This window comes from Sphingobium sp. TomMM7A, assembly GCF_055397305.1.
Genome location: NZ_AP027312.1, coordinates 918,595 through 942,827, shown reverse-complemented (window position 1 = coordinate 942,827; position 24,233 = coordinate 918,595). Strand labels below are relative to the sequence as shown.

The window sequence follows — 24,233 nt, the reverse complement described above, 5'->3', positions numbered from 1 at the left end:
TTCACTTGATGCACTCCGGGCGTCTGGCGACACTCGGCGAGAGACCTGCCGCCAGACGGCGACCGGCGCGCGCCGACGGCCGGACGCCCCCAAGGCGACCGCCAGCGTCACCGAAGCGGCCTCTCGCCGCTCGTTCGTCGCTCAGACGGAAACTACCGTGCCGCGGCCATCCCCTGGACCAAGGCAAGAGCGACCAGACGCTGGCAGGTCTCCTGGCTCGCGGGTCATCGCTTGATGCACGGCCTTCCCGGGCCTCGCAGGATTTAGCGTCCGGCTCAGTGACTTGCCCCATCCCGCCTAGGAGGTGGGGCGATGTGCATCGCGCTCGCCGCTTACAGTTGCAGGGACAGCCTTGGCTTGGGGAGGCGGATGCCTCCTTTACCATGTTCCCTTTTAAGCCTCTTTCGAGGCACCGGCGCGATCATTTTCCCAGGGGTTGCCTGGGTGACGGGGCGATAGCGGAGGTGTGGGGGTTGGGCAAGGGGGGTGGGTAGGGGGGTGGGGTGAGGTAACTTGCTCCCTCTCCCCTTCAGGGGAGAGGGTTGGGGAGAGGGGAGCGGCGGTCGTGCTTTGCGTTCCCCTCTCCCGCCTTCGCTACGCTCGGCACCCTCTCCCCTGAAGGGGAGAGGGAATGGGCGTGTCCCTCATTTTTCCGTTTGTCATCCCAGCGGAAGCTGGGATCCCCTTGCTAGGAGGCGCGTGGTCGCCTGAGATGCCAGCTTTCGCTGGCATGACGGTACGTGGTGGGACGCTGGCGTAGCCGCTTGGCGTTGATGGATTAGTTCAGCGTCGCGCCGCGCTCGCGCTGGAGGCGTAGGGCCATGGCTTGGTAGCGGACGGCGCGTTCATTGTGGAGGGCGATGGTGGCCTGGTCTGCGCCGCGAAGGCGGGCTTCCCTGGCCTGCCGCGCTTCCTGGGCGGCGCAGGCGGAAAAATGTGATGCGTTATTGGGGCGCATGGCCCTTATCCTCTCTCAATTTCTTATGGCTCGAACGATAACATCGGCCTGTTTCCCGCTGCCATTACGCAGGTTAACTCCGGAAAGCTTCTGTTTTTTGACAGCCTGCTTGCAAATGATTTCAGGAAGGGATTTCTGCGCTTTTCAAGCAGTTGAGCGGATGGCGCTAAGGGGCTTCATGCTATCAGCCGCCCCGGTTCCACGATGCATCGCGGAAGATTTCGCGCAGGAAGCCGATGAAGGCATCAACGGCGGCGGGACGGCCTGCGGCGCGGGGGTGGACGGCGTGAACGGCGAGGTCAGCGGGGCCTTCCCAGCTATCGAGGACGCGGACGAGGCTGCCTTCCGCGATCAGGTCGCCCACGTCCCAGAGCGAGCGCAAGGCGATCCCGACCCCGGTAAGGGCGAGTTCGCGCACGATTTCGCTGCTGTTGGTGCGGACATGGCTTTGGCCATCGATCAGCTTGCGCGCGCGGCCATTCATCAGCCGCCATGGCAATTGTCCATCGGCCGCGAGCAGGCGGTGGCGGGGGAGGTCGGCGATCTTGTCCGGAATGCCATGCGCGGCAAGATAGGCGGGGCTGGCGCAGAGGATGCGGCGGTTGGTGGCGAGATGATGTCCCTCCAGATGGAGAGGAATGTCGCTGGTGATACGGATCGCCACGTCGATGCGCTCGGCGAGCAGGTCTTCATAGGCGTCGGACAGGTTGAGTTCGAGATCGACGCGCGGATGGAGGTCCAGAAAGCGGCCAACATGGGGCGCCACATGCAGGCGGCCGAAGGAGGTGGGAGCCGAAATGCGCAGCGGCCCGGACGCGCTCCGATGCCGACTGGTGACGCGTTGCTCCGCCTGCTGGATGGCGTCGAGGATGGCGACAAGGTCGCGGTGCAGGCCGACGCCTTCCTCCGTCAGGGCAAGGCGGCGCGTGGTGCGATGGATGAGGCGGACGCCGAGGCGCGCTTCCAGCCGGGAGATGCGTTTCGACATCATGGCGGGCGAGATGTTCAATATGCGGCCTGCCGCCGAAAGGCTGCCTGCATCCACCGCGCGGGCGAAGAGAAGATAATCGGGATCCATCGATGATCTTTTCCTATGAGGAACAGATGTTTTGAGTTCTTGTTGTCTAGTGCGAGGATGGAGAGGGGTCTATAGGCTTTCGTCACAGTATTTTGGATGGAGAGTTGCCCATGGACGGCATGATCGAGAAATCGGGCCTGATGGTTGCCGCCGAGCTGGCGCGCTTTATCGATGGGGAAGTCCTGCCGGGGACGGGGATCGCGGCGGAGGCGTTTTGGAAGGGCGCGGCTGCGATTTTCGCGCGGTTTGCGCCGCTTAATGCGGCTCTGCTGGAAAAGCGCGATGCTATTCAGGCGCAGATCGACAGCTGGCATGGCGAGCAAGCGGGGCAGCCCTTTGATGCGGAGGCTTATCGGGCTTTCCTGACCCAGATCGGCTATCTGGTGCCGGAACCCGCGCCTTTTTCCATCGGGTCGGGTCGGGTGGATGCAGAGCTGGCGACCTTGGCGGGGCCGCAGTTGGTGGTGCCTATCCTCAATGCGCGGTTCCTGTTGAACGCGGCCAATGCGCGTTGGGGCAGCCTTTATGATGCGCTGTATGGGACCGATGCGATCCCCGGCGCGGCGGTGGGCAAGGGCTATGATCCGGCGCGCGGCGCACAGGTGATTGGGTGGGCCAAGGCGTTCCTGGATCGGGCGGTTCCTCTGGCGGAGGGAAGCTGGGCGGATTGGGCGGGTGGCACGCCGGTCTTGCGCGACCCCGCGCAACTGGCCGGGCGGGCAGGGGATAACATCCTGCTTCGTAACAATGGGCTGCATATTGAGCTGGTGATCGACGCAAGCCATCCGATCGGGCGGGATGACCCGGCGCATCTGGCGGACGTTGTGCTGGAATCGGCGCTGTCCACCATTTGCGATCTGGAGGATTCCGTTGCGGCGGTGGATGCTGCGGACAAGGTCGCGGCCTATGCCAACTGGCTCGGCCTGATGAAGGGCGATCTGGAGGACAGCTTCGAGAAGAATGGCGCGATGATGACGCGGCGGTTGAATGGGGACCGCAGCTATGTGGCGCCGGATGGAAGTGCGTTCACGCTGCCGGGACGGTCTTTGCTGTTCGTGCGCAATGTCGGGCATCTGATGACGACGCCTGCGGTGCGGTTAGCCAGCGGGGCGGAGGCTCCGGAAGGGATATTGGATGGGATCGTTACCAGCCTGATCGCCCTGCACGACATTCGGAGGAACGGGCGTTTCGTCAACAGCCGGGCGGGCAGCATCTATATCGTGAAGCCCAAGATGCACGGGCCGGAAGAGGTCGCCTTTACCAACGAACTGTTCGACGCGATCGAGGATTTGCTGGGGCTGGAGCGGCATCAGCTGAAGGTTGGCGTGATGGACGAGGAGCGGCGGACTTCGGCAAACCTCGCCGCCTGTATCCATGCGGTGCGGGACCGGATCGTGTTCATCAACACCGGCTTTCTGGATCGCACGGGGGACGAAATCCATACGTCGATGCGCGCGGGGCCGATGATCCGCAAGGGCGAGATGAAGAGCGCGGCGTGGATCAAGGCTTATGAAGATCGCAATGTGCAGATCGGGCTTGCCTGCGGGCTGTCGGGCAGGGCGCAGATCGGCAAGGGCATGTGGGCGGCTCCCGATCGGATGGCGGACATGCTCGAGCAGAAGGTCGGGCACCCGATGACGGGGGCGAATACGGCTTGGGTGCCTTCGCCGACTGCCGCGACTTTGCACGCGACGCACTATCATGCGGTCGATGTTTTTGCCCGGCAGGAGGAGCGGAAGGCTGAAGCGGTGGCGGGGCTGGACGCGCTGCTGACGATCCCATTGGCGGCGGGGGTGAACTGGTCGGCGCAGGATGTTCGCGACGAGCTGGACAATAATGCGCAGGGGATATTGGGCTATGTCGTGCGCTGGGTGGATCAGGGCGTGGGCTGTTCGAAGGTTCCGGATATTCATGATGTGGGGCTGATGGAGGACCGGGCGACGTTGCGGATTTCTTCACAGCATATCGCCAATTGGCTGTTGCATGGGGTGTGTTCGGCTGACGAGGTTGACGCGGCGCTGCGGCGGATGGCGGCCAAGGTCGATGCGCAGAATGCGGGCGATCCGCTGTACCAGCCGATGAGCGGGCGGGAGGAGAGCAGTCTGGCGTTTCAGGCGGCGCGGGCGCTGGTGTTTGAGGGCGTGGCGCAGCCTAACGGTTATACCGAGCCGCTGCTGCACGCCTATCGGGCGCGGGTGAAGATGCCTGCTTGAACGGCCGTTCGGGCTTTGGTTTTCGCGCAGAGGCGCAGAGTTCGCAGAGGGTTTTGGATGGGTGTTCTGCGATCTCTGGTCTCTGCGTGAGTCTGCGTTGTGCTCCTGCGCAGGAGCACTTAGCTTCTTAGCGTGTAAGCCGCTCGATCAGTGCTTTTGCGGCTTGGGTTACGTCCGACCACGTTTCATCGAAGCATTCATCTTCGCCGAAATAGGGGTCGGTGACGCTGGTGCCTTCGCGACCGGGGATCAGGTCCATGAGGAGGCGGAGGTCGGCGGTGCCATTTGACGGGCGGATGCTGCGGAGGTTTTTGAGGTTTTCCGCATCGAGGGCGAAGATGTGGTCGAAGCTGTGGAAGTCTTGGACCGAGACCTGACGGCCGCGATAGGTGGATATGTCGATGCCGTTGCGCAGCGCCACGGCCTGCGCGCGGCTGTCGGGTGGGGAGCCTACATGCCAGTCGCCCGTGCCTGCTGAATCCACCTTGATGGGTAGGCCCGCGAGTTCCGCTTCGGCGCGTAGGGCGGCTTCGGCCAGCGGCGAGCGGCAGATATTGCCGAGGCAGACGAAGAGGACGGAGACGCTCATCCTTCGGCTGCTGCCGTCGAGAGGCCGAGTTGGGGTACGCCGATCGAGCGGCGGCCGCCGAAATCGGTGCGGGCGACGATGACGCCGATCTTTTCCATATAATCGATCAGGCGGCGGACGCGGCCGGGCGAACTGGTGCCATAGGCGCGGGCGAGAGCGGTGTCGTCGGGGCAGGGGAGGCCCTGCATCGCGGCGCGGGCGATGAGGAGGAAGGGGGCGAGCATGTCTTCGGGCAGCGGCTGGGCGGCCTTCATCGCGTCGTCCCAGCGCGGGTCGGCGGCGTCGAACATGCCTGCCTGCGCCATGGCGAAACGCTTGCGGAAGGCGGCGAGGTCGAGCGGGGGCGTTCGCATGCCCTTCATGCGGCAGCGGACGCCAAAATCCTGATAGAGGCTGGCGACGCTAGGCTGCGCATCGCCGAGGTCGGCGACGATTTCTTCCAAGACGGCGATGACGACGGGTTCGTTCTGGCCGAAGTCGAGCTCGGGCGCGGCGGGCTTGGCGAGGGGCGCGGCGGCGAGGGCGCGCATCAATTCTTCGGCGGGGAGCGGCGGCGGTTCGGCGCGGGGCGGAGGAGGGGGAAGCGCGTCGTCCTCGCCCGTGCTGGCGAAGAGCAGTTCCTGCATATTTTCGGTCGCGGCGGTGGGGGGCGGCATCAGCTTGTGGGTGCCGCCGCGGGTGCTCGTTTTGACCGTCCCGATTTTCACCGCAACGGGGCGGCGGCAGATGGCGGGGCCGAGCGCGAGGAAGCGGCCGCGTTCAAGGTCGCGTATCTGTTCGGCCTGACGCCGCTCCATGCCGAGCAGGTCGGCGGCGCGCGCCATGTCGATGTCGAGGAAGGTGCGGCCCATCAGGAAGTTGGACGCTTCGGCCGCGACATTCTTGGCGAGCTTGGCAAGGCGCTGGGTGGCGATGACGCCAGCGAGGCCGCGCTTTCGGCCACGGCACATGAGGTTGGTCATGGCGGCGAGCGAGAGGCGGCGGACTTCGTCGGAGACGTCTCCGGCGGCGACGGGGGCGAACATCTGCGCTTCGTCCACGACGACGAGGGCGGGATACCAATGGTCGCGCGGGGCGTCGAACAGGGTCGAGAGGAAGGTCGCGGCGCATTTCATCTGCGCTTCCAGTTCGAGGCTTTCGAGGCTGAGGATGACCGAGGCGCGATGTTCGCGGATGCGCGCGGCCATCTTGACGATCTCGCGTTCGTTATAATCGCCAGCGTCGATGACGACGTGGCCATATTCATCGGCGAGCGTGACGAAATCGCCTTCGGGGTCGATGACGACCTGTTGGACCAGGGCGGCGCTTTCCTCCAGCAGGCGGCGGAGGAGGTGCGACTTGCCGGAACCCGAATTGCCCTGAACGAGCAGGCGGGTGGCGAGCAATTCCTCTACGTCGATCGGAACGGGGTTGCCGTTGCCGTCGGTTCCTATGCTGATGGTGGCGGTCACATATGTCCTTTGGCCCATGCGGTGGGATTCGCGCAAGGGTGGTGTGGCTATGTCTCACTCCTCCGTTCGCCCTGAGCCTGTCGAAGGGCTTTTCTTTTCTTCAAAGGGAGTAAGGGGCTTCGACAAGCTCAGCCCGAACGGGGTGGGGTGGGTGTGCGGCGGAGGGGCGAGAGCTGGCGCGCGGTTCCGCTTGACCCATCGATTGTTGCGATGCAGCGTCTGGCATATGGCGACTCTTTCATCCCCTGTTCCTCCGGTCACGCAAAATCCGGACATTCGTTATCTTGGCCGACTGCTTGGCGATGTGATCCGGGCTTATGGCGGCGAGAGGCTTTATCGGCAGACGGAATATATTCGTTCTGCCTCAGTGGACCGGGCGCGGGGCATTCATGGCGCCGATGTAGTGGATACCGGGCTGGAGGCGTTGAGCCTGGACGACACATTGTCGTTCGTGCGCGGGTTCATGCTGTTTTCGATGCTCGCCAATTTGGCCGAGGATCGGCAGGGGGTGGAGGCCGATCCCGACGCCGATGTGAAGTCGGCCATCGAGCGGCTGGAATCGCATGGGATTGGGCGGGATGCCGTGATGGCGCTGCTCGACCATGCGCTGATCGTACCGGTGCTCACCGCTCACCCGACCGAGGTGCGGCGCAAGAGCATGATTGATCATAAGAACCGTATCGCCGACCTGATGCTGCTGAAGGATGCGGGGCTTAGCGAGACAGATGACGGCGAGAATCTGGACGAGGCCATCGCGCGGCAGATTGCCCTGCTGTGGCAGACGCGGCCGCTGCGGCGGCAGAAGCTGTTCGTGCAGGATGAGATCGACAATGTCCTGACCTATTTCCGGGATGTGTTCCTGCCGGTTCTGCCTGCGTTGTACGCGCGGTGGGAGCGGGTGCTGGGGGGGCGGCCGCCCAGCTTCCTGCGGGTGGGCAACTGGATCGGCGGGGACCGGGACGGCAATCCCTTCGTGCAGGCGCCGCAGCTGCGGTCGGCGCTGGGGCGCGGGTGTGAGGCGGCGCTGGCCTATTATCTGGATGCGGTGCATGCGTTGGGGGCGGAGTTGTCGTTATCGACGGAACTCGCGCAGGTGCCGCAGGCGGTGCTGGATCTGGCGGAAGCGAGCGGGGACAGCTCGCCGAGCCGGGGGGATGAGCCTTATCGCCGGGCGCTGTCGGGTATTTATGCGCGGCTGGCGGCGACCTATCGGGCATTGGTGGGGAAGGAGCCGCCGCGTCCTTCGCGGCTGACGGGCGAGGCCTATGCGCTGCCGGGCGATTTGCGGCGCGATCTGGTGACCGTGGCGCAGGGGCTGGCGAGTGAGGGCGACGGCGCTTTGGCGACCGGCGGGGCGCTGGGGCGGTTGATCCGGGCGGTGGAAACGTTTGGTTTTCACCTCGCGACGCTCGACATGCGGCAGAATAGCGATGTGCATCAACGCGTCGTTGCCGAGTTGCTGAAGGTTGGGGGCGTGGCGGAAGATTATGCCGCGTTGGACGAGGATGCTCGGGTTGCCTTGCTGCGCGAGGAGTTGGCCAGCAACCGGCCGCTGGGGTCGCGCTTTTCGGAATATTCCGAAGAGACGGCGTCCGAACTGGCGATCGTGCAGGCGGCGGCGGATGCGCACAGGACTTACGGGCCTGCCTGCATCAGCCACTACATCATTTCCAAGGCGGAGAGCGTTTCGGACCTTTTGGAAGTGAACCTGCTGCTGAAGGAAGCGGGGTTGTGGCGCGCGGGGAAGGACGGCGGCCCGGCAATGGCGGCGATCATGGCGGTGCCGTTGTTCGAGACGATTGCCGACCTTGAGGCGGCTCCGGATATCATGGCGGCCTATTTTGGGCTGCCCGAGATTGCGGGCGTCGTGCGCGAGCGGGGTCATCAGGAAGTGATGATCGGCTATTCCGACAGCAACAAGGATGGCGGCTATATCACCTCCACCTGGTCGCTTTATCAGGCGAGCAAGGCGCTGGCCCCGGTGTTCGAGGATGGCTGGACGGGGATGCAGCTGTTCCACGGTCGGGGTGGCGCGGTGGGGCGTGGCGGCGGATCATCCTTCGCGGCGATACAGGCGCAGCCGCGCGGCACGGTGCAGGGGCGCATCCGGATCACTGAACAGGGCGAGGTGATCGCGGCGAAGTTCGGCACGCGCGATGTGGCGATGACCAATTTGGAGGCGATGACGAGCGCGACTTTGCTCGCCAGTCTGGAGCCGGAGGGAATTTCCGATCGGGATGCGGCGCGATTTGCGGGGGCTATGGATGAGCTGTCGAAGACGGCCTTTGCTGCTTATCGCGACCTTGTTTACGGGACGGAGGGGTTCAAGGAATTCTTCCGCCAGCTGACGCCGATCCAGGAGATTTCGGGCCTGAAGATCGGCTCGCGGCCCGCCAGCCGGACGAAGAGCACGCGGATCGAGGATTTGCGCGCGATACCCTGGGTGTTCAGCTGGGCACAGGCGCGGGTGATGCTGCCGGGCTGGTATGGGATGGGGCAGGCGTTTGCGGCGTTCAAGGACCAGGCGCTGTTGGCGGACATGGCGCAGAGCTGGTCCTTCCTGCAATCGGCGCTCGCCAATCTGGAGATGGTGCTGGCGAAGTCGGATTTGGGGATTGCGGCTCATTATCTGCCGCTCGTCGAGGATCAGGCGGCGGGCGGCGCGATATTCGAGCGAATTCGCGAGGGATGGCAGCTGACGCATGACGGCCTGCTGGCGGCGAGCGGGCAATCGCGGTTGCTGGAAAAGAATCCGAAGCTTGATGAATCGATCCGGTTGCGGCTGCCCTATATCGAGCCGCTGAACCTGTTGCAGGTGGAGTTGATGAAGCGCCATCGCAGCGGGGAGGATGATCCGCGCATTAAGGAAGGGATCGAGCTGTCGATCAACGCGATCGCCACGGCGCTGCGCAACAGTGGGTGATCGGGGGAATTCGGGGCGGCTGCAGTCCATGCCGCCCCGAACCCCTGACCTCCCCCTGAAGGGAGGCGCGAGCCGATAATGAGGGGCGCGTCGATACGTGCCCGATGTCCGAAATGCTAATCTATCCAATGAGATGAAGGTCGGATGAACATGAATGCCGACACGCGACGAGCAGAGTCTGGCTTTCATTCACAACCAATTCAACCTGCGGACGTTATCCTGTCTGTATTGGAGAAAAGGAGAAAGGCAATGACGTGGTCCGGACAGAAGTTTCTGGCTGCGATTAGCCTTGCCGGTGCGGTGGCACTGGGCGGCTGCGCCTATGATGACGGCTATTATGGCGGCGTGAGCGTGGGATCAGGCTATTACGGCGGTGGCTATTACGATGATTATTATGGCCCCGGCTATTATGGTTCGGGCTATTACGGTCCCGGCTATGGCTGGTACGGGGATTATTATTATCCCGGCAGCGGCTATTATGTGTTTGACCGGGGCGGACGCCGCCATCGCTGGAATGATGATCAGCGCCGTTATTGGGAAGGCCGACGCGGGCAGCAAGGCGATCATTGGCGCGGCAGTTTGGCGCGGCCGGAAGATGGCCGACTCTATCGCGATGGACGCCCCGCGAGAGATGGGCGCTGGCGCGGGCGGGACCGGAATGATGCCACGGCTGCTCCTCCGCCAGTTCAGAGCCAGCCGCGCGCGGGTAGTCCGCGCGGGAGCTGGGGCGGCGGCCGATCCGGGTCAGGAACAGGCTCAGGTTCGGGTTCCAACTCCGGCAATGGCAGTTCCGATGGGAATCACTGGCGCGGGACGTTGCGTCGCTGATGCGGGCTGGGTGGGGCGCTGTAACGCTTATCGCATGCCTCTCGCTCGCCGCCTGTGACGGGCGGGAGGAAAGCGCGATCGACAATCTCGCCAATGGCGCCAATGCGACGCAGGTGGAAAACAGCTTCCGCGCCGAGGCGCAGGCGGCGCTGGAACCGCTAAGGCCGCCTGAACCGGGCACGCCGGGTGGATTGCCGCCGGACGCCGCGCCAATCGAGGAAGGGTCGATCGATCCCAAGGGGCCGCAGGGCGCTGCGCAGGTGGTGCAGGGCTATTATGGCTTGCTGGAGGAACGTCGCTTCGACGACGGGCAGGACCTTTGGAACCAGAAGGGCGCGGTTGGTGCGGAGGATGACGATGCCTTTGCCCGGCGATTCCGTAATTTCAGCGAAATCCATGCGCATGTCGGCGCGCCCAGCGATATGGAGGGCGCGGCGGGGTCGCTTTATGTGACGGTGCCGGTGCAGGTTTACGGGCGACTCGCGGCCAATGGGAAGCCCTGGTACATGCTGCGTCAGGTGACGCTGCGCCGCGTCAATGACGTGCCGGGGTCGAGCGAGTCTGACCGGCGGTGGCATATCGAGACGATCGGGGCTTATGTTGCGCCGGTTGAGGGTGAGGCTGAGGTCGGGAACAACGCTTCAGCGGCGCGATGATATCGGGGCGAGCGGAGATAGCTCCGCTCGCCCTTGCGCCTTATATCAGGAAACGGCAGCTTTCAGGATCTTGCCCGGCGTGCGGGGCGGTTCGCCCTTGGGCAGGGCGTCGACATGTTCCATGCCGGAGGTGACTTCGCCCCAAACGGTGTACTGGCCGTCGAGGAAAGTCGCGTCGTCGAAGCAGATGAAGAACTGGCTGTTCGCGCTGTTCGGGTTCGACGAACGGGCCATGGAGCAGACGCCACGGACATGCGGTTCGCGGCTGAATTCAGCCTTGATGTCCGGGAGCTTCGATCCGCCCATGCCGGTGCCGGTCGGATCGCCGCCCTGCGCCATGAAGCCGGGGATGACGCGGTGGAAGACGACGCCGTCGTAAAAGCCTTCCTTCGCGAGCTGAGAGATGCGTTCGACGTGACCGGGCGCCAGATCGGGACGCAGCTTGATCACGACGTCGCCGCCGCTGTCGAGGGTAAGGGTGAGCGTTTCGTCGGCCATGGAAATCTCCTCTTGAGGGGGAGTGGGGAAATGTTGGTCCATATAGAGCGTTGGGGCGGGGATGGAAGCGCCTCAATCAATCTTTGGGGCATTGCTTTTAATTCATTCATGAGCAAAAGCAGCCAAATGTTACAGGAACCGGACAGTAGGGGACGCGATGAGCGAGCGAGCCGATATGGCCGAACCCCGGCCCGACGACCTGCCTGTTGACGACAAGATCGTTGAACAGCCTGAATCCCGTCATGACGAGGATGACCGGCTGAAGCCTGCATTTGTTTCCGCCGTGCTGGACGCGGTGGAAGATGAGGACCGCGATCGCGCGCGCGAACTGGTTTCGCCGCTGCACCCCGCCGACATTGCCGACCTTCTGGAACTCACCCCCTCCGACCGGCGCGGGGAAGTGGCGGCGGCGCTGGGCGACCTAGTGGGCGCGGAGGTGCTGTCCGAGCTTAACGACTATGTCCGCGACGACCTGCTCGATGCGCTGGAGCCCAAGCAGGTGGCCGAATTCGCCGCCGAACTGGACACCGACGACGCGGTCGCGATCATCGAGGACATGGAGGAGGCCGATCAGCAGGCCGTCCTCGATGCGATGGAGCCGGAAGATCGCGCCGCGATCGAAAACGCGCTGTCCTATCCGGAAGAATCCGCCGGCCGCCTGATGCAGCGCGACTTGGTCGCGGTGCCCGAGCATATGACGGTCGGGCAGGTGATCGACTATCTGCGCGACAATCGCGACCTCACCACCGATTTCTGGGAAATCTTTGTGGTGGACGAGGCGCATAAGCCGATCGGCACCTGCCAGCTGAGCTGGATACTCACCTGCCCGCGTTCCATCGCGATGGCGGACGTCATGAAGCGTGAGCAGACGCTGATCCCGGTCGATATGGATCAGGAAGAAGTGGCGCTGCGCTTCCAGAAATATGCGCTGATTTCCGCCGCTGTTGTGGATGCGAGCGGGCGACTGGTCGGCATGATCACGGTCGATGACATCGTCCACATTATTTCCGAGGAAGCGGGCGAGGATATCCTGCGCCTGTCGGGTGCGGGCGAGGGCGACATCAACCAGCCGATCCTGGAAACGGTGCGGACGCGACTGTCCTGGCTGGTGGTGAATTTGGGCACGGCGGTGCTGGCGGCTTCGGTGGTTGGGCTGTTTCAGGCCACCATCTCGAAATATGTGGTGCTGGCGGTGCTGATGCCGATCGTGTCCGGCATGGGCGGCAATGCGGGGACGCAGACCATGGCGGTGGCCGTGCGCGCGTTGGCGACAAACCAGCTGACCAGTTCGAATACGATACGGCAGATCGCGCGCGAATTCCGCATTGCGAGCGCCAATGGCACGGCGCTGGGAATATTGATCGGCGTCGCGGTGGGGCTGATCTACGGCAATCATGACCTTGGCCTTGTCATTGCCATGGCGATGCTGATCAATAATCTGGTCGCGGGGTTGGCGGGCATATTGGTGCCAGTGACGCTCGACCGGTTCGATATCGATCCGGCGGTGTCTTCGGCGGTGTTCGTGACGACGATGACCGATGTGATGGGCTTCTTTTCCTTTCTGGGATTGGCCACGATCTGGGGTTTGTGACGGGGCTTGACCGTTTGCGTTCAGCGCCCATCTTCTGCTGATGCCGCTTCATCTCACCAAGATCGCCTTTGGCAGCGAAAGCCCTGCGACGCTGCGTGCCTGGCTGGAAAGTCATGGCGAAGAGGCGCGGCTGACGACGCGCTATTTGCCCAAGCGGGTGACGGAGATGGAGGGCGGGTCGCTTTACTGGATACATCAGCACAGGCTGGTGGGACGCAGTCCGTTGATCGGGTTTCAGGAAACGGGGCAGGGGCGGTTCTGGATCAGGCTGGAACCCCGGTTGATCGCGGTGCGGGGTGCGCCGAAGCGGGCGCATCAGGGGTGGCGCTATCTGGAGGGGAAGGATGCGCCGCCTGATCTGGGGTCGGGCGAGGTAGATGATCTGGACGCTATGCCGCCCGCGATGCTGGGGGAGTTGGCGCGGTTGGGGTTGGTTTGAGGGGGTTTTGGTTAGCAACCTTCGTTTCCGTTCAGACTGCCAGAGATTCCTCCCCCTCCGGTTCGGGCTGTTTGAAAGAGCGCTTGCCTCTTTCAAATGTCGAAGCCGTTTTCTTCTTCTTTCAGGGCTATGAAGAAGTAGAGCCCTTCGACAGGCTCAGGGCGAACGGCGGAGGGGTGGTGCCGTTGGGCACTCAGGTTGTTCGACGGGTTTGAGGGCGAAAGGGGCTATTAGGCCGCTTTGCCTTGAAGCGCCTTATGGCGGCGTCTCTGCACCGAAGACCCAATCCCCAACGCTTCCCGATATTTCGCGACCGTGCGGCGGGCGAGGTCCATGCCTTTGGCGCGGAGCAGGTCGACCAGCGTGTCGTCTGACAGGATCGCGTCGGGCGCTTCGGCAGCGATCAGCGCCTTGATGTGGCTCTTTACCGCTTCGGCCGACACCGCGCCGTCGCCACCGGCCGCCGCGACGCCGCTGGTGAAGAAATATTTGAGTTCATAGACGCCGCGCGGGCAGGATAGATATTTGTTCGATGTCACGCGGCTGACGGTGGATTCGTGCATGCCGATTGCTTCGGCCACCATCTTGAGCGTCAGGGGCTTTAGGTGCGCGACGCCCTTGCGGAAGAAGTCCTCCTGGCAGCGGACGATTTCGGTCGCGACCTTGATGATCGTCTTTTGCCGCTGGTCGAGCGCCTTTACCAGCCAGTTCGCGCTGGCGAGGCAGTCGGCGAGCCACGCCTTTGAGGCGCCGTTTTGCGGGCCGGACGCGAGTTCGACATAATAGCTGCGGTTGATGAGCAGGCGGGGGAGGGTTGCGCTGTTGATTTCGATCGACCAGCCATCGCGCGCCGGATTGACGAAGATGTCCGGAGTTACCGGCGCGGCGCGATCGGTGGAATAGCGCAGGCCGGGCTTTGGATCATAGCCGCGCAATTCGCGGATCATGTCGGCCATATCCTCCTCATCCACGGCGCAAATGCGGCGCAGTTGGGGGATGGCGCCACGGGCGAGCAGGTCGAGATTGGCGAGCAGTTTCGCCATGCAGGGGTCGTATCGATCCGCTTCCTTCGCCTGAAGTGTCAGGCATTCGGAGAGCGAGCGGGCGCCGACGCCCGTGGGATCGAAGCTGTGGATGACGCCGAGGACCTGTTCGGCCTGCGCGAGCGGGACGCCCAACGCGTGGGCGATTTCGAGGAGGTTGGCTTCCAGATAGCCCGCTTCGTCAATCTGGCCGATCAATTGGGTGGCGATGAGCAGATCCATGCCGCCCAGCGCGCTGCGCGCCTGGTCCATCAGATGTTCCTGAAGGCCGATTTCCGGATTGGCGAAGCTGTCGAAGTCGATCGCTTCGCCGCCGCCCTGAAGCATGTCGTGGCCGCCTGATCCCACGGCGCTGACGGTGCGGTCGGAAGGGCCATCGTCGATGAAGGTTTCCGCGCCATAATCGACGTCGAGCGGTGCGTCGGATTCGGCGCGGCCCTGGCCGATCAGAGAGTCGATCCCCCCGGTTTCGGGAGCGAGCGACGGGAGGTCGATCTGCGCGTCTATGCCATCGGCGGCGGGAGTGTTGTCGATGGGGCCGCCCGTCTCCAGCAACGGATTCTTTTCCAGCTCGGCGGCGACGAAGGCGTCGATTTCGAGATTGGAGAGGGCCAGCAGTTTGATCGCCTGCTGAAGCTGCGGCGTCATTACCAGTGACTGGCTTTGCCGCAGGTCGAGACGAGGCCCGAGCGCCATCAGCCGGAGCCCTTGCCGTCATGCTGAAGGGAAGGGCGGGGGCCAGTCATCTCAGAGCGAAAAATTCTCGCCCAGATAGAGGCGGCGGACTTCGGCATTGGCGACGAGTTCAGTCGGGCTGCCTGTGAAGAGCACTTGCCCGCCATAGATGATGCAGGCGCGATCGACGATTTCCAGCGTCTCGCGCACATTATGGTCGGTGATGAGGACGCCGATTCCCCGCGTCTTGAGCTGCTTTACTAGGTCGCGAATGTCGGCGATGGACAGGGGGTCGATGCCCGCGAAAGGCTCGTCGAGCAGGACGATGGACGGGTTGGCAGCGAGGGCGCGCGCGATTTCGCAGCGGCGGCGTTCACCGCCGGACAGCGCCATGGCGGACGAGTTGGCGAGCCGGGTGAGACCGAATTCGTCGAGCAATTGCGCAAGGCGGGCGTCGCGGGCGGACTTGTCGGGCTCCGCCAGTTCCAGCACGGCGCTGATATTCTGGGCGACGGTGAGGCCACGGAAGATGGATGTTTCCTGCGGCAGATAGCCAAGGCCCAGGATCGCGCGGCGGTACATGGGCAGGCCGGTAATGTCCTCACCGTCAAGGATGATGCGGCCATGATCGGGGCGCACAAGACCCATGACGGAATAGAAGCAGGTCGTTTTGCCCGCGCCATTGGGGCCGAGCAGGCCGACAACCTCACCCTTCCCGACCGTCAGCGAAACATCGGTCAGGACGGCGCGCTTGTCATAGCTTTTGGCGATGGAGACGACGGACAGTCCGTCGCTCACTTCCTGAGCTGACATGCGCCTGCTGGCGCTTTGTCTATCCTGAATCACGACGTCGTCCATTACTCACCCTTGCTGCGACATGGTTAGCGTCAAGTAAAATACTCGCGCGGCCGAGGCAATTGGCAAGCTTTGTGCATGGGATGGCGCTCGGGGCAAGGGGAAAATCGGTGATTTCGGCATCCAGGGCGTCGAAAGCTTGATTTGGTGGGCCGCAAGGGTCAGGGCGGTAAAAGCTGTGCCACCCGGTTGCAGGGCCAAGCTAAACGCTGCTGTGCAATCGACGCGGATAATAAGAGGCGAGGAATGAGGATAGAAGAGGCCGGAGCGGCCGAGGGATGGGCGCATGCGCTGATCCGGCAGCCGGTGGAGTCGTTGATCGAACAGGCTGAGGCAATGACCTTGGCCGCATTCGGGGCGACCGTCACCTATTCGCGCAAGGTTTTCATCCCGCTGACTCACCTGTGCCGCGATGTCTGCCATTATTGCACCTTTGCCAAGGCGCCGCGCCATGCGGGGGCGCCCTATCTGTCGATCGAACAGGTGCTGGAGATTGCGCGCGCGGGCGAGGCGGCGGGATGCCGGGAGGCGCTGTTCACGCTGGGGGACCGGCCGGAGGATCGCTATACGGTGGCGCGGAATGGGCTGGCGGCGCTGGGTCATGACACGACGCTGAGCTATCTGCGTGAGGCGGCGGCTGCGGTGCTGATGGAGACGCGCCTGTTGCCGCATCTGAACCCCGGCATCATGGGTGACGATGATCTGGCGATGCTGCGGCCGGTCGCGGCATCGATGGGGCTGATGCTGGAAAGCACGGCGACGCGGCTGTGCGAAAAGGGCGGGCCACATCATGGTTCGCCCGATAAGGTTCCGGCGGTGCGGCTGGAGGCGATCGAGGCGGCGGGGCGCGCGCGGGTGCCCTTTACCACCGGGCTGCTGATCGGCATCGGCGAGACGCGGATGGAGCGGATCGAGGCGTTGCTGGCGATCCGGGATGCGCATGCGCGGCACGGGCATATTCAGGAAGTTATCATCCAGAACTTCCGGGCTAAGCCGGATACGCGGATGGCCGATCATGCCGAACCGCCGTTGGAAGAACATCTGTGGACGGTCGCCGCCGCGCGGTTGATTTTGGGGCCGGATATGACCATCCAGGCGCCGCCCAATCTCCAGCCCGATGGCCTTGCGGCGTTGATGCGCGCGGGGGTCAATGATTGGGGTGGGGTGTCGCCGGTAACGCCGGACCATGTGAACCCGGAAGCGCCATGGCCGCATCTGATGGCGCTTGGCGCGGCGACGGCGGCGGCCGGGCGCGTGCTGACAGAAAGGCTGGCGGTGGGGCCGGTCTATGCCAAGGAGCCGGAGCGTTGGCTGGAGCCGGAAATCGCGGTGAAGGTCCGGCGGGCGGTGGATGCGCGGGGCCTGCCTATCGTCGAGCGGTGGCGTGCGGGAGCGGGTGAGGTGCCGCCGCTGTTGCCGCTTGGCGGACGGACGCTGTCGGCCAAGCGGATTGAGGCGATATTGGGCAAGGCGGCGGCGGGGCAGGGGCTGGACGAGAGCGAGATCGTCACGCTGTTCAAGGCTACCGGCCCGGATGTGCGGCGAGTGATGGATGCCGCCGATGCATTGCGGCGCGAGGCGGTGGGTGACGCGGTCACTTATGTCATCAACCGCAACATCAATTATACGAACATTTGCACCTATAAATGCGGCTTCTGCGCCTTTTCCAAGGGGACGGCGAAGGCGCTGCGGGGTCCTGCCTACCGGCTCGATCTGGACGAAGTGGGACGTCGCGCGGCAGAGGCGCAGGCGCGGGGCGCGACCGAAGTGTGCCTGCAGGGCGGCATCCATCCGGACTATGACGGCCACACCTATCTGTCGATTGTGAAGGCGGTGCGGGATGCGGCGCCGGGGATCCATGTCCATGCCTTTTCCCCGCTGGAGATTACGCACGGCGCATCGACGCTCGGCATGGGGCTGGAACCCTATCTGGCGATGTTGAAGGAGGCGGGGCTGTCGACCTTGCCCGGCACGGCGGCCGAAATACTGCATGAGGAAGTGCGGGCGATCATCTGTCCCGACAAGCTGTCGGCGGATGAGTGGGTCGCCGTCATGCGCGCCGCGCATCGGGTCGGCCTGAAAAGCACGGCGACCATCATGTTTGGCCATGTCGACGATTATCGCCACTGGGCGCGGCATTTGCGGGTGGTGCGCGATCTTCAGGCGGAGACGGGCGGCTTTACCGAGTTCGTGCCGCTGCCCTTCGTCCATATGGAAGCGCCGATGTGGCGAAAGGGCAAGGCGCGATCCGGCCCGAGCTTCCGTGAAGCGATGCTGATGCAGGCGGTGGCGCGGATCGCGTTGCATGGCGCCATCCCGAACATTCAGGCGAGTTGGGTGAAACTGGGCGAGGAGGGCGTGATTGCTGCACTCGGCGCGGGGGTCAATGATCTAGGGGGCGTGTTGATGGACGAGTCGATCACGCGTGCGGCAGGTGGCACGCATGGGCAATTTTTCGATGTGGAGCGTATGCACCGCACCGCCGAGGCGGCGGGCCGTTTCGCCCGGCAGCGCACGACGCTTTATGGCATGATCAAGCAGGAGGTAGCCGCCTGATGGGCGATGAAACTGGACCCCCCCGGTCGCGGCGCTTGCGATCATTGCTGTTCGTACCTGGCGACCGACCCGAGCGGATGCGCAAGGCGTTGGCAAGCGGTGCGGACGCGCTGATCCTCGATCTTGAGGATTCTGTCGCTATCAGTGCCAAGGCCGGGGCGCGGGAAGAGGTGGCGGCATTCCTGAACGAAGCTGCGGATAGCGAAGTCATGCTTTTCGTCCGGGTAAATCCGCTCGACGGCGGACTCACGGATGCGGACCTCGACGCGGTGATCGGGGGCCGCCCGGCCGGGATCATGTTGCCCAAGGCGGAGGGCGCGGCGTCGATCAGGGATTTGGACCAGCGATTGCGCCAACGAGGCGATGATCGGGCGCTGATCCTGCCTATCGCCACGGAAACCCCCAAGGCGATCTTTCGGTTGGGTGAATATGGTGATGTGTCGGAGCGGTTGGCGGGCCTGACATGGGGGGCGGAGGATTTGCCCGCCGCGATCGGCGCCCTTTCGGCACGGCATGCCGATGGCAGCTATACGTCACCCTATGAGATAGCGCGTGCGCTCACGCTATTTGCAGCCTGCGCCGCCGATGTGCCGCCGATCGAGACGGTATATCCGGCGATTCGGGATCTGGATGGTCTCGCGGCCTATGCGCAGCGCGGCGCGCGCGACGGTTTTCTGGGCATGATGGCCGTGCACCCTGACCAGGTGCCCGTGATCAATGCCGCCTTTACGCCGTCGGAAGAGGAGATTGCGCGGGCGCAGGCGGTAGTTGATGCCTTTGCGGCCAATCCCGGCGCGGGGGTCCTGACATTGGATGGCAAAATGATCGACCGCCCTCACCTTAAGAAAGCGCAGGCGCTGCTGGCACGCTGTTGACCCTGATCTGTCCCGCTTGACGGTCCCTCTCCCATATGGGAGAGGGTGGGAATGGGTTCTCTCTGGGCCGATCAGAATGAGCTGTTCCTTCCTCTGGTGGACGGGATTCATGAAAGCCCGCCTTTTGGCGCCTTCATCCGAAATCTGGTGGGGCGCACTTATGCGCGGCGGGCTTTTCTGATCATCTCTCTGGCCAATGCCATGCCTGAGCAGGAACCGACCGTCATCCACATCGCCGCGCCGCGCGCGTCGCAGGAGCCGCCTTTGGACTTCCGGCGGCTGGATGCGTTGCGCCTGCATCCTTATGGATCGCTGCGTCCGGGGCGCGTCTATGCGCTGGACGAGATGCTGAATTACGATGACGCGGATGAATTGGTGCGGCAGCGCGAGGCGCTGAACGAAATGAACATCCGCTATGGCCGATGGATGCGTGTGGCGGCGGGCGGGGTAGCTGATGCACATTTCCTGCTGGTGAGAGAGCGGGAGGATTTTTCCGCCTCTGCCGTTGCCGTGCTGTCGAGCATCGTGCCGCATTTCGCCGCTGCGCTGCGGACGCTGGTGGCGTTGATCGAGGCGCGATTGCAGGTTGCCATGGCGCAGGGCGCGCTGTCGCGGTTGGGCGTCGCGCAACTGGCGTTCGATTGGGGCGGTCGGGTGATGGCTGCTGATCCTGCGGCCGAGGCGATGCTTAGCTTTACTGTGAAGCCTGGTCCGAGTCCGGAGCGGCGGTTGCAGTTGTTGCCCGACGCTACCCATGCGCTTAACCGGGCCTGCGCGGAAATGGCGTCAGCACCGCCGGGCGCGACGCGGGTGATACGGATCGACGATAGCAGGGATATCGACCTGTTGCTGCGCAAGTCGGACCTGGCCTTAAGCGAACCATGCGCCTTGCCCGCTGTGATCGGCATAGTGCGTACCGCCCGTCGCGAGCCTGCGCAGGCGGCGGCGGGGACTTTGGCGGCGCTGCACGGCTTGTCGGGCAGCGAGGCGGCACTCGCTCACGCGCTGAGTTTGGGCGAGAGCATCGTTGGAGCGGGTGAGCAGCTTAATCTGACCACGGAAACGGCGCGTAATTATTCGAAGCGGATATATGAAAAGACGGGGGCGAAGGGGCAAGCGGATCTGGTGCGGCTGATCCTCACGGGGCTGGCGCCCTTTGCATGATGGCGTGCGATCTGGCCATGTCCGCTGTTTTGAAACTGCAGATTTTTCATCGTTCGACTGCAAGTTTCGCGGCCTGTCGTCTGGCGCTTTGACGGAAAAGTGGATAAAGGGCCGCCCAACGCTACGCATATCAATTTGGAGGGGCAGGCGACTATGAGCAATAAGAAGGCAGCCCTCGAAGGCATCCGCGTCATTGACATGACTCGCGTGCTCGCAGGCCCCGTGGGCGCGCAGATATTGGGCGACCTGGGCGCCGACGTGATCAAGGTGGAACGTCCGGGCGTTGGAGATGATGGCCGGGTATATGGTCTTGCCGAGGTGAAGGGCAAAGATGGAATGAATGTCCGCCAAGCGGGCTTTTTCACGGCGGCTAACCGCAATAAACGATCGATCACGCTGAACCATAGCAAGCCTGAGGGGCAGGGAATCCTGCGCAAGCTGGTAGAGACCGCGGACGTCCTGATCGAAAATTACAAGGTGGGCGATCTGAAGCGGTTCGGGCTGGATTATGAGAGCCTGAAGGCGATCAATCCGCGCCTTATCTATTGTTCGGTCACGGGCTTTGGCCAAACGGGACCGATGGCTGCGCGGCCGGGCTATGATGGTTTGTTCCAGGCGACGGGCGGGATGATGGCCGTCACCGGCATTCCGGACGGGCAGCCGGGAGCCGGGCCGCTCAAGGCTGGTCCTAGCCTCGTCGATTTCATCACCGGCCATAATGTCGCCATTTCCATATTGGCGGCACTCCAGCATCGTAACCAGACTGGTGAAGGGCAGCATATCGATATCGCCCTTCTGGATAGTTCTGTGGCGATGGTCAGCCATATCATGCAGGATTATCTGTTGAGTGGCGTGGTCCCGCCGCGCCTTGGCAATGGCGGCAATGGCGGCGGCCCCGCCGATCTCATCCATACCAAGGATGGCATGCTGTATCTCACCGCTGGCGGTGATGAGCATTGGCGGCGTTTGACGGTGCTGATGGGCCAGCCTGAACTATATCAGGACCCCCGCTTCGATGAGAATTTCAAGCGCGGCAAGTTGAACCGGTTGGAGTTGATGGACATCATCAATGAATGGAGCCGTGGCTTCACTTCGGAAGAGCTTCAGGCGAAGTTTGATGAGGTGAGCATTCCCGCAGCGCGCTACAATGAGCTGCCTGAGGTTTGGGAAGATCCGCAGGTCCAGCATCGCGGCCTTCGTGTTACGACGCCGCATCCCTGGGCGGAGGCCGGTACGGTCGACCTGATCGGAAGTCCGCTGGCCAATATGTCGGAGTCTCCGGCGACGATCCGCCGCGCGCCGCCGCTTCTTGGCGAACATAGCGCCGAGGTGCTGGGCGAACTAGGCTATGACGAAGCGCGCATCGCCGAACTGCAAGAATCGAAGATCATCTGATCGGGTGGCTCCGGCGGCTCTTATGTGGCCGCCGGATATTCCTCATCCTCTAGGTTCTCTTGGCATAGCTAATCCGCGTTCAGCGATGATGTTGCGTTGTATCTGGTCGGTTCCGGCGTAGATGGTATCGGACCGAGACATGAGGTGCATGGTTGTGAGGGAGCCCATGCGTTCGTCGTTGATGCCTATTTCGCCCTCTTGTCCCATGACCGCCATGGCGAGGTCGCCTAGCGCCACGTGCCAACGGGACCAATAGAGTTTGTAGGTATAGGCGGCGCCTGTGAGTTCGGGGTTGGCTTCGCTGCCTGAGAGCATGCGCAGGGCGTTGTAGCGCATGATCTTGAGGCCCGCATGGGCGGTGGCGATCTTCTGACGGATGAGCGGGTCGCTCGCCTTGCCGTTGGCCTTGGCGATGGCGATGATGTCGTCCAGTTCGTTTTTGAACTGCATTTGCTGGGCCAGCGTGGATACCCCGCGTTCGAACCCGAGCAGGGCCATGGCGACCTTCCAGCCTTCGCCTTCTTCGCCAATGCGGTCGATCGCGAGGGCTTCCGCGCCATCGAAGAACACTTCTGCAAACTCGGCCTCGCCGGTCATCTGGCGGATCGGGCGGGGGGTGACCCCGGGCTGGTCCATCGGGACCATGAGGAACGAGAGGCCCTTGTTGCCCACGCTTCCCGGCTGCGTGCGGGCAACGACGAAGCACCAGTCGGCGATCGTGCCCATCGAGGTCCAGATCTTCTGCCCGTCGATGATGTACTTATCGCCTTCGAGGCGGGCTTTGGTCTTGACGTTGGCAAGGTCCGATCCCGCGCCGGGTTCAGAATAGCCCTGGCACCAGATCGCCTTGCCGGTGGCGATGTCGGGGAGGAACCGGGCCTTCTGCTCTTCGCTGCCCATCGCGATCAGCGTCGGCCCGAGCAGCTCGACCCCTAAGTGCCCGGCGCGCGGCGGGCCTTTTGCGCGGGCATATTCCTCGGCGAAGATGATCTGCTGGGCGATCGAGGCACCCCGCCCGCCCCATTGCTCAGGCCAGCCAATGACGCTCCAGCGCGCTTCACCCAGGGCCGCTTCCCAGGCGCGGCGTAGCTCGACATTGTCGACCTGGTTGGTCTGGCCACAAATGGCCTTGAAGGGACCTGCGAGCTGCTCGTTGAGCCAGCTCGCGGCCTCCTCGCGGAAGGCTTTCAGTTCAGGGGCGAAGGCGAGCTGCATGGATCAGGCGACCTCGAACAGACCGGCAGCGCCCATGCCGCCCGCGACGCACATGGAGACGACCACATATTTGACGCCGCGGCGCTTGCCTTCGATGAGGGCATGGCCAGCAAGGCGCGAGCCGGTCATGGCGAACGGGTGGCCGATGGCGATGCCGCCGCCATTGACGTTGAGCTTGTCCGGATCGATGCCCAAGGTGCGCTGGCAGTAGATCGCCTGGTTGGCAAAGGCTTCGTTGAGTTCCCACAGGCCGATGTCGTCGATCTTGAGGCCTGCGCGCTCGAGCAGCTTGGGGATGGCGAACACCGGGCCAATGCCCATTTCGTCCGCGCCGCAGCCTGCGACCTGGAACCCGCGATAGATGCCGAGGATGGGGAGGTTTTCCTTCTGCGCGGTGGCCAGGTCCATGACGACCTGGGCCGAGGCGCCGTCGGAGAGCTGGCTGGCATTGCCCGCGGTGACGTGCTTGCCTTCCTTGATGACCTGTCCGTTCTTGAACACGGGCTTCAGCTCCGCGAGCTTTTCGTAGGTGGTACCCGCGCGGATGCCCTCGTCACGGTCAAGCGTCAGCTCTTCCTTGCCGGTCTCATTGCCTTCCTTGTCGAACAGGGCCTTGGTGACCGTGATCGGGACGATCTCGTCATCGAACTTGCCTGCGGCCTGGGCGGCGGCGGCGCGCTGCTGCGACTGGGCGGCAAAGCGGTCCTGATCCTCGCGGGAGATGCCGTAACGCTCGGCGACGATCTCGGCGGTCTCGATCATCACCATATAGGCGTTGGGATCGCGCGCCTTGATGAACTCGGAGCGGTTGCGGAAGGCGGGATAATGCTTGTCGATGGTGAGCGAGACATTCTCGACGCCGCCCGAGACGGCGCAGTCAATCTCATTGGCGATGATGCCGCGTGCGGCGAACGCCAGCGCATTGAGGCCGGACGAGCATTTGCGGTCCATCGAGAAGCCGCTGGTGGTGTCGGGCAGGACCGAACCGTGGACGGTCAGACGCCCGACATTGTAGCTTTGCGTGTTCCACTGGTTGGCAACGCCCAGATACACGTCATCGACGCGCGCGGGGTCGATCCCGGCGCGGGCGATGGCGGCGTCCACGACGTGCGAGGACATGAACGGCGCTTCGGTGTCGTTGAACGCGCCGCGATAGGCTTTGCCAACGCCAGTGCGGGCGGTCGAGATGATGGCTGCTTCACGCATGGGTAAATGTCCTTGTCTATTTCTA

The 24,233-nt window shown here is 63.6% G+C and carries 19 protein-coding genes and 1 riboswitch; of the genes, 10 read left to right on the top strand and 9 right to left on the bottom strand.

Going from position 1 to position 24,233, the window contains the following annotated elements:
- Positions 1–185: 185 nt before the first annotated feature.
- A riboswitch (cobalamin riboswitch) is annotated at positions 186–432 on the bottom strand.
- A gap of 346 nt (positions 433–778) precedes the next feature.
- Positions 779–958, bottom strand: a complete 180-nt coding sequence (locus ACZ5ZH_RS16925; protein ID WP_464773112.1) for a hypothetical protein — start codon at positions 956–958, stop codon at positions 779–781.
- Positions 959–1,142: 184 nt separating this feature from the next.
- The gene (locus ACZ5ZH_RS16920) at positions 1,143–2,036 is read right to left on the bottom strand and encodes a LysR family transcriptional regulator (protein WP_464773111.1); all 894 of its coding nucleotides are present in this window, start codon (positions 2,034–2,036) and stop codon (positions 1,143–1,145) included.
- A 110-nt stretch (positions 2,037–2,146) separates the two neighbouring features.
- Here ACZ5ZH_RS16920 and ACZ5ZH_RS16915 point away from each other — a divergent pair, with 110 nt between their 5' ends.
- Positions 2,147–4,249 carry a malate synthase G gene (locus tag ACZ5ZH_RS16915; RefSeq protein WP_464773110.1) on the top strand — a complete coding sequence of 701 codons (2,103 nt, stop codon included), beginning with the start codon at positions 2,147–2,149 and terminating at the stop codon, positions 4,247–4,249.
- Positions 4,250–4,376: 127 nt separating this feature from the next.
- Here the strand turns inward: ACZ5ZH_RS16915 and ACZ5ZH_RS16910 are convergent, their stop codons facing one another.
- A complete protein-coding gene (locus tag ACZ5ZH_RS16910; RefSeq protein WP_464773109.1) occupies positions 4,377–4,838 on the bottom strand; it encodes a low molecular weight protein-tyrosine-phosphatase in 462 nt (153 codons plus the stop codon).
- Positions 4,835–6,289 (bottom strand): helicase HerA domain-containing protein, encoded by a 1,455-nt coding sequence (locus ACZ5ZH_RS16905; RefSeq protein ID WP_464773108.1) that lies wholly within the window; start codon positions 6,287–6,289, stop codon positions 4,835–4,837. Before ACZ5ZH_RS16905 ends, ACZ5ZH_RS16910 begins: the two co-directional genes overlap by 4 nt.
- A gap of 226 nt (positions 6,290–6,515) precedes the next feature.
- Between ACZ5ZH_RS16905 and ppc the strand changes: the two genes are divergently transcribed.
- From ppc to ACZ5ZH_RS16890, 3 genes are all read left to right on the top strand, one after another.
- A complete protein-coding gene (gene ppc, locus ACZ5ZH_RS16900) occupies positions 6,516–9,212 on the top strand; it encodes a phosphoenolpyruvate carboxylase (RefSeq protein ID WP_464773107.1) in 2,697 nt (898 codons plus the stop codon).
- A 249-nt stretch (positions 9,213–9,461) separates the two neighbouring features.
- Positions 9,462–10,040 carry a hypothetical protein gene (locus ACZ5ZH_RS16895; protein WP_449469811.1) on the top strand — a complete coding sequence of 193 codons (579 nt, stop codon included), beginning with the start codon at positions 9,462–9,464 and terminating at the stop codon, positions 10,038–10,040.
- Positions 10,040–10,696, top strand: coding sequence for a hypothetical protein (locus ACZ5ZH_RS16890; protein WP_460988425.1), 657 nt, complete (start codon positions 10,040–10,042; stop codon positions 10,694–10,696). Before ACZ5ZH_RS16895 ends, ACZ5ZH_RS16890 begins: the two co-directional genes overlap by 1 nt.
- 45 nt (positions 10,697–10,741) lie before the next feature.
- Here the strand turns inward: ACZ5ZH_RS16890 and ACZ5ZH_RS16885 are convergent, their stop codons facing one another.
- Positions 10,742–11,194 (bottom strand): peptidylprolyl isomerase, encoded by a 453-nt coding sequence (locus ACZ5ZH_RS16885; RefSeq protein ID WP_449469813.1) that lies wholly within the window; start codon positions 11,192–11,194, stop codon positions 10,742–10,744.
- Between the two features lie 157 nt (positions 11,195–11,351).
- Here ACZ5ZH_RS16885 and mgtE point away from each other — a divergent pair, with 157 nt between their 5' ends.
- Positions 11,352–12,785: a magnesium transporter gene (gene mgtE, locus ACZ5ZH_RS16880; RefSeq protein WP_464773106.1), complete on the top strand. Its 1,434-nt coding sequence runs from the start codon at positions 11,352–11,354 to the stop codon at positions 12,783–12,785.
- A gap of 40 nt (positions 12,786–12,825) precedes the next feature.
- The gene (locus ACZ5ZH_RS16875; protein WP_464773105.1) at positions 12,826–13,224 is read left to right on the top strand and encodes a DUF1489 family protein; all 399 of its coding nucleotides are present in this window, start codon (positions 12,826–12,828) and stop codon (positions 13,222–13,224) included.
- Between the two features lie 230 nt (positions 13,225–13,454).
- On the opposite strand, the gene rpoN is transcribed toward ACZ5ZH_RS16875, so the two are convergent.
- Both rpoN and lptB read right to left on the bottom strand, forming a co-directional pair.
- Positions 13,455–14,963 carry an RNA polymerase factor sigma-54 gene (gene rpoN / locus ACZ5ZH_RS16870; RefSeq protein ID WP_464773104.1) on the bottom strand — a complete coding sequence of 503 codons (1,509 nt, stop codon included), beginning with the start codon at positions 14,961–14,963 and terminating at the stop codon, positions 13,455–13,457.
- A 51-nt stretch (positions 14,964–15,014) separates the two neighbouring features.
- A complete protein-coding gene (gene lptB / locus ACZ5ZH_RS16865; protein ID WP_460988423.1) occupies positions 15,015–15,800 on the bottom strand; it encodes an LPS export ABC transporter ATP-binding protein in 786 nt (261 codons plus the stop codon).
- Positions 15,801–16,043: 243 nt separating this feature from the next.
- Between lptB and cofH the strand changes: the two genes are divergently transcribed.
- The 4 genes from cofH (at position 16,044) to ACZ5ZH_RS16845 (ending at position 21,787) form a co-directional block, all read left to right on the top strand.
- On the top strand, positions 16,044–18,353 hold the full coding sequence (gene cofH / locus ACZ5ZH_RS16860) for a 5-amino-6-(D-ribitylamino)uracil--L-tyrosine 4-hydroxyphenyl transferase CofH (RefSeq protein WP_464773103.1): 2,310 nt from the start codon (positions 16,044–16,046) through the stop codon (positions 18,351–18,353).
- On the top strand, positions 18,353–19,228 hold the full coding sequence (locus ACZ5ZH_RS16855) for an HpcH/HpaI aldolase/citrate lyase family protein (protein ID WP_464773102.1): 876 nt from the start codon (positions 18,353–18,355) through the stop codon (positions 19,226–19,228). The genes cofH and ACZ5ZH_RS16855 overlap by 1 nt, the downstream gene beginning before the upstream one ends.
- 51 nt (positions 19,229–19,279) lie before the next feature.
- Positions 19,280–20,392 carry a helix-turn-helix transcriptional regulator gene (locus ACZ5ZH_RS16850; protein ID WP_464773101.1) on the top strand — a complete coding sequence of 371 codons (1,113 nt, stop codon included), beginning with the start codon at positions 19,280–19,282 and terminating at the stop codon, positions 20,390–20,392.
- Between the two features lie 153 nt (positions 20,393–20,545).
- Positions 20,546–21,787 carry a CaiB/BaiF CoA transferase family protein gene (locus ACZ5ZH_RS16845; protein WP_464773100.1) on the top strand — a complete coding sequence of 414 codons (1,242 nt, stop codon included), beginning with the start codon at positions 20,546–20,548 and terminating at the stop codon, positions 21,785–21,787.
- A 42-nt stretch (positions 21,788–21,829) separates the two neighbouring features.
- On the opposite strand, the gene ACZ5ZH_RS16840 is transcribed toward ACZ5ZH_RS16845, so the two are convergent.
- Positions 21,830–23,002 carry an acyl-CoA dehydrogenase family protein gene (locus ACZ5ZH_RS16840; RefSeq protein WP_464772695.1) on the bottom strand — a complete coding sequence of 391 codons (1,173 nt, stop codon included), beginning with the start codon at positions 23,000–23,002 and terminating at the stop codon, positions 21,830–21,832.
- Between the two features lie 3 nt (positions 23,003–23,005).
- Complete coding sequence (locus ACZ5ZH_RS16835) at positions 23,006–24,208, bottom strand: acetyl-CoA C-acyltransferase (protein ID WP_464772696.1); 1,203 nt, start codon at positions 24,206–24,208, stop codon at positions 23,006–23,008.
- Between the last annotated feature and the right edge of the window lie 25 nt (positions 24,209–24,233).

Excerpts from the sequence above, each read along its gene's own strand:
- lptB (WP_460988423.1), bottom strand. The coding sequence starts at position 15,800 with ATGGACGACGTCGTGATTCAGGATAGACAAAGCGCCAGCAGGCGCATG.
- ACZ5ZH_RS16885 (WP_449469813.1), bottom strand. The coding sequence starts at position 11,194 with ATGGCCGACGAAACGCTCACCCTTACCCTCGACAGCGGCGGCGACGTC.
- ACZ5ZH_RS16855 (WP_464773102.1), top strand. The coding sequence starts at position 18,353 with ATGGGCGATGAAACTGGACCCCCCCGGTCGCGGCGCTTGCGATCATTG.
- rpoN (WP_464773104.1), bottom strand. The coding sequence starts at position 14,963 with ATGGCGCTCGGGCCTCGTCTCGACCTGCGGCAAAGCCAGTCACTGGTA.
- ACZ5ZH_RS16845 (WP_464773100.1), top strand. The coding sequence starts at position 20,546 with ATGAGCAATAAGAAGGCAGCCCTCGAAGGCATCCGCGTCATTGACATG.
- cofH (WP_464773103.1), top strand. The coding sequence starts at position 16,044 with ATGAGGATAGAAGAGGCCGGAGCGGCCGAGGGATGGGCGCATGCGCTG.
- ACZ5ZH_RS16850 (WP_464773101.1), top strand. The coding sequence starts at position 19,280 with ATGGGTTCTCTCTGGGCCGATCAGAATGAGCTGTTCCTTCCTCTGGTG.
- ACZ5ZH_RS16835 (WP_464772696.1), bottom strand. The coding sequence starts at position 24,208 with ATGCGTGAAGCAGCCATCATCTCGACCGCCCGCACTGGCGTTGGCAAA.
- ACZ5ZH_RS16915 (WP_464773110.1), top strand. The coding sequence starts at position 2,147 with ATGGACGGCATGATCGAGAAATCGGGCCTGATGGTTGCCGCCGAGCTG.
- ACZ5ZH_RS16840 (WP_464772695.1), bottom strand. The coding sequence starts at position 23,002 with ATGCAGCTCGCCTTCGCCCCTGAACTGAAAGCCTTCCGCGAGGAGGCC.
- ACZ5ZH_RS16890 (WP_460988425.1), top strand. The coding sequence starts at position 10,040 with ATGCGGGCTGGGTGGGGCGCTGTAACGCTTATCGCATGCCTCTCGCTC.
- ppc (WP_464773107.1), top strand. The coding sequence starts at position 6,516 with ATGGCGACTCTTTCATCCCCTGTTCCTCCGGTCACGCAAAATCCGGAC.
- ACZ5ZH_RS16910 (WP_464773109.1), bottom strand. The coding sequence starts at position 4,838 with ATGAGCGTCTCCGTCCTCTTCGTCTGCCTCGGCAATATCTGCCGCTCG.
- ACZ5ZH_RS16895 (WP_449469811.1), top strand. The coding sequence starts at position 9,462 with ATGACGTGGTCCGGACAGAAGTTTCTGGCTGCGATTAGCCTTGCCGGT.
- ACZ5ZH_RS16920 (WP_464773111.1), bottom strand. The coding sequence starts at position 2,036 with ATGGATCCCGATTATCTTCTCTTCGCCCGCGCGGTGGATGCAGGCAGC.
- mgtE (WP_464773106.1), top strand. The coding sequence starts at position 11,352 with ATGAGCGAGCGAGCCGATATGGCCGAACCCCGGCCCGACGACCTGCCT.
- ACZ5ZH_RS16875 (WP_464773105.1), top strand. The coding sequence starts at position 12,826 with ATGCCGCTTCATCTCACCAAGATCGCCTTTGGCAGCGAAAGCCCTGCG.
- ACZ5ZH_RS16925 (WP_464773112.1), bottom strand. The coding sequence starts at position 958 with ATGCGCCCCAATAACGCATCACATTTTTCCGCCTGCGCCGCCCAGGAA.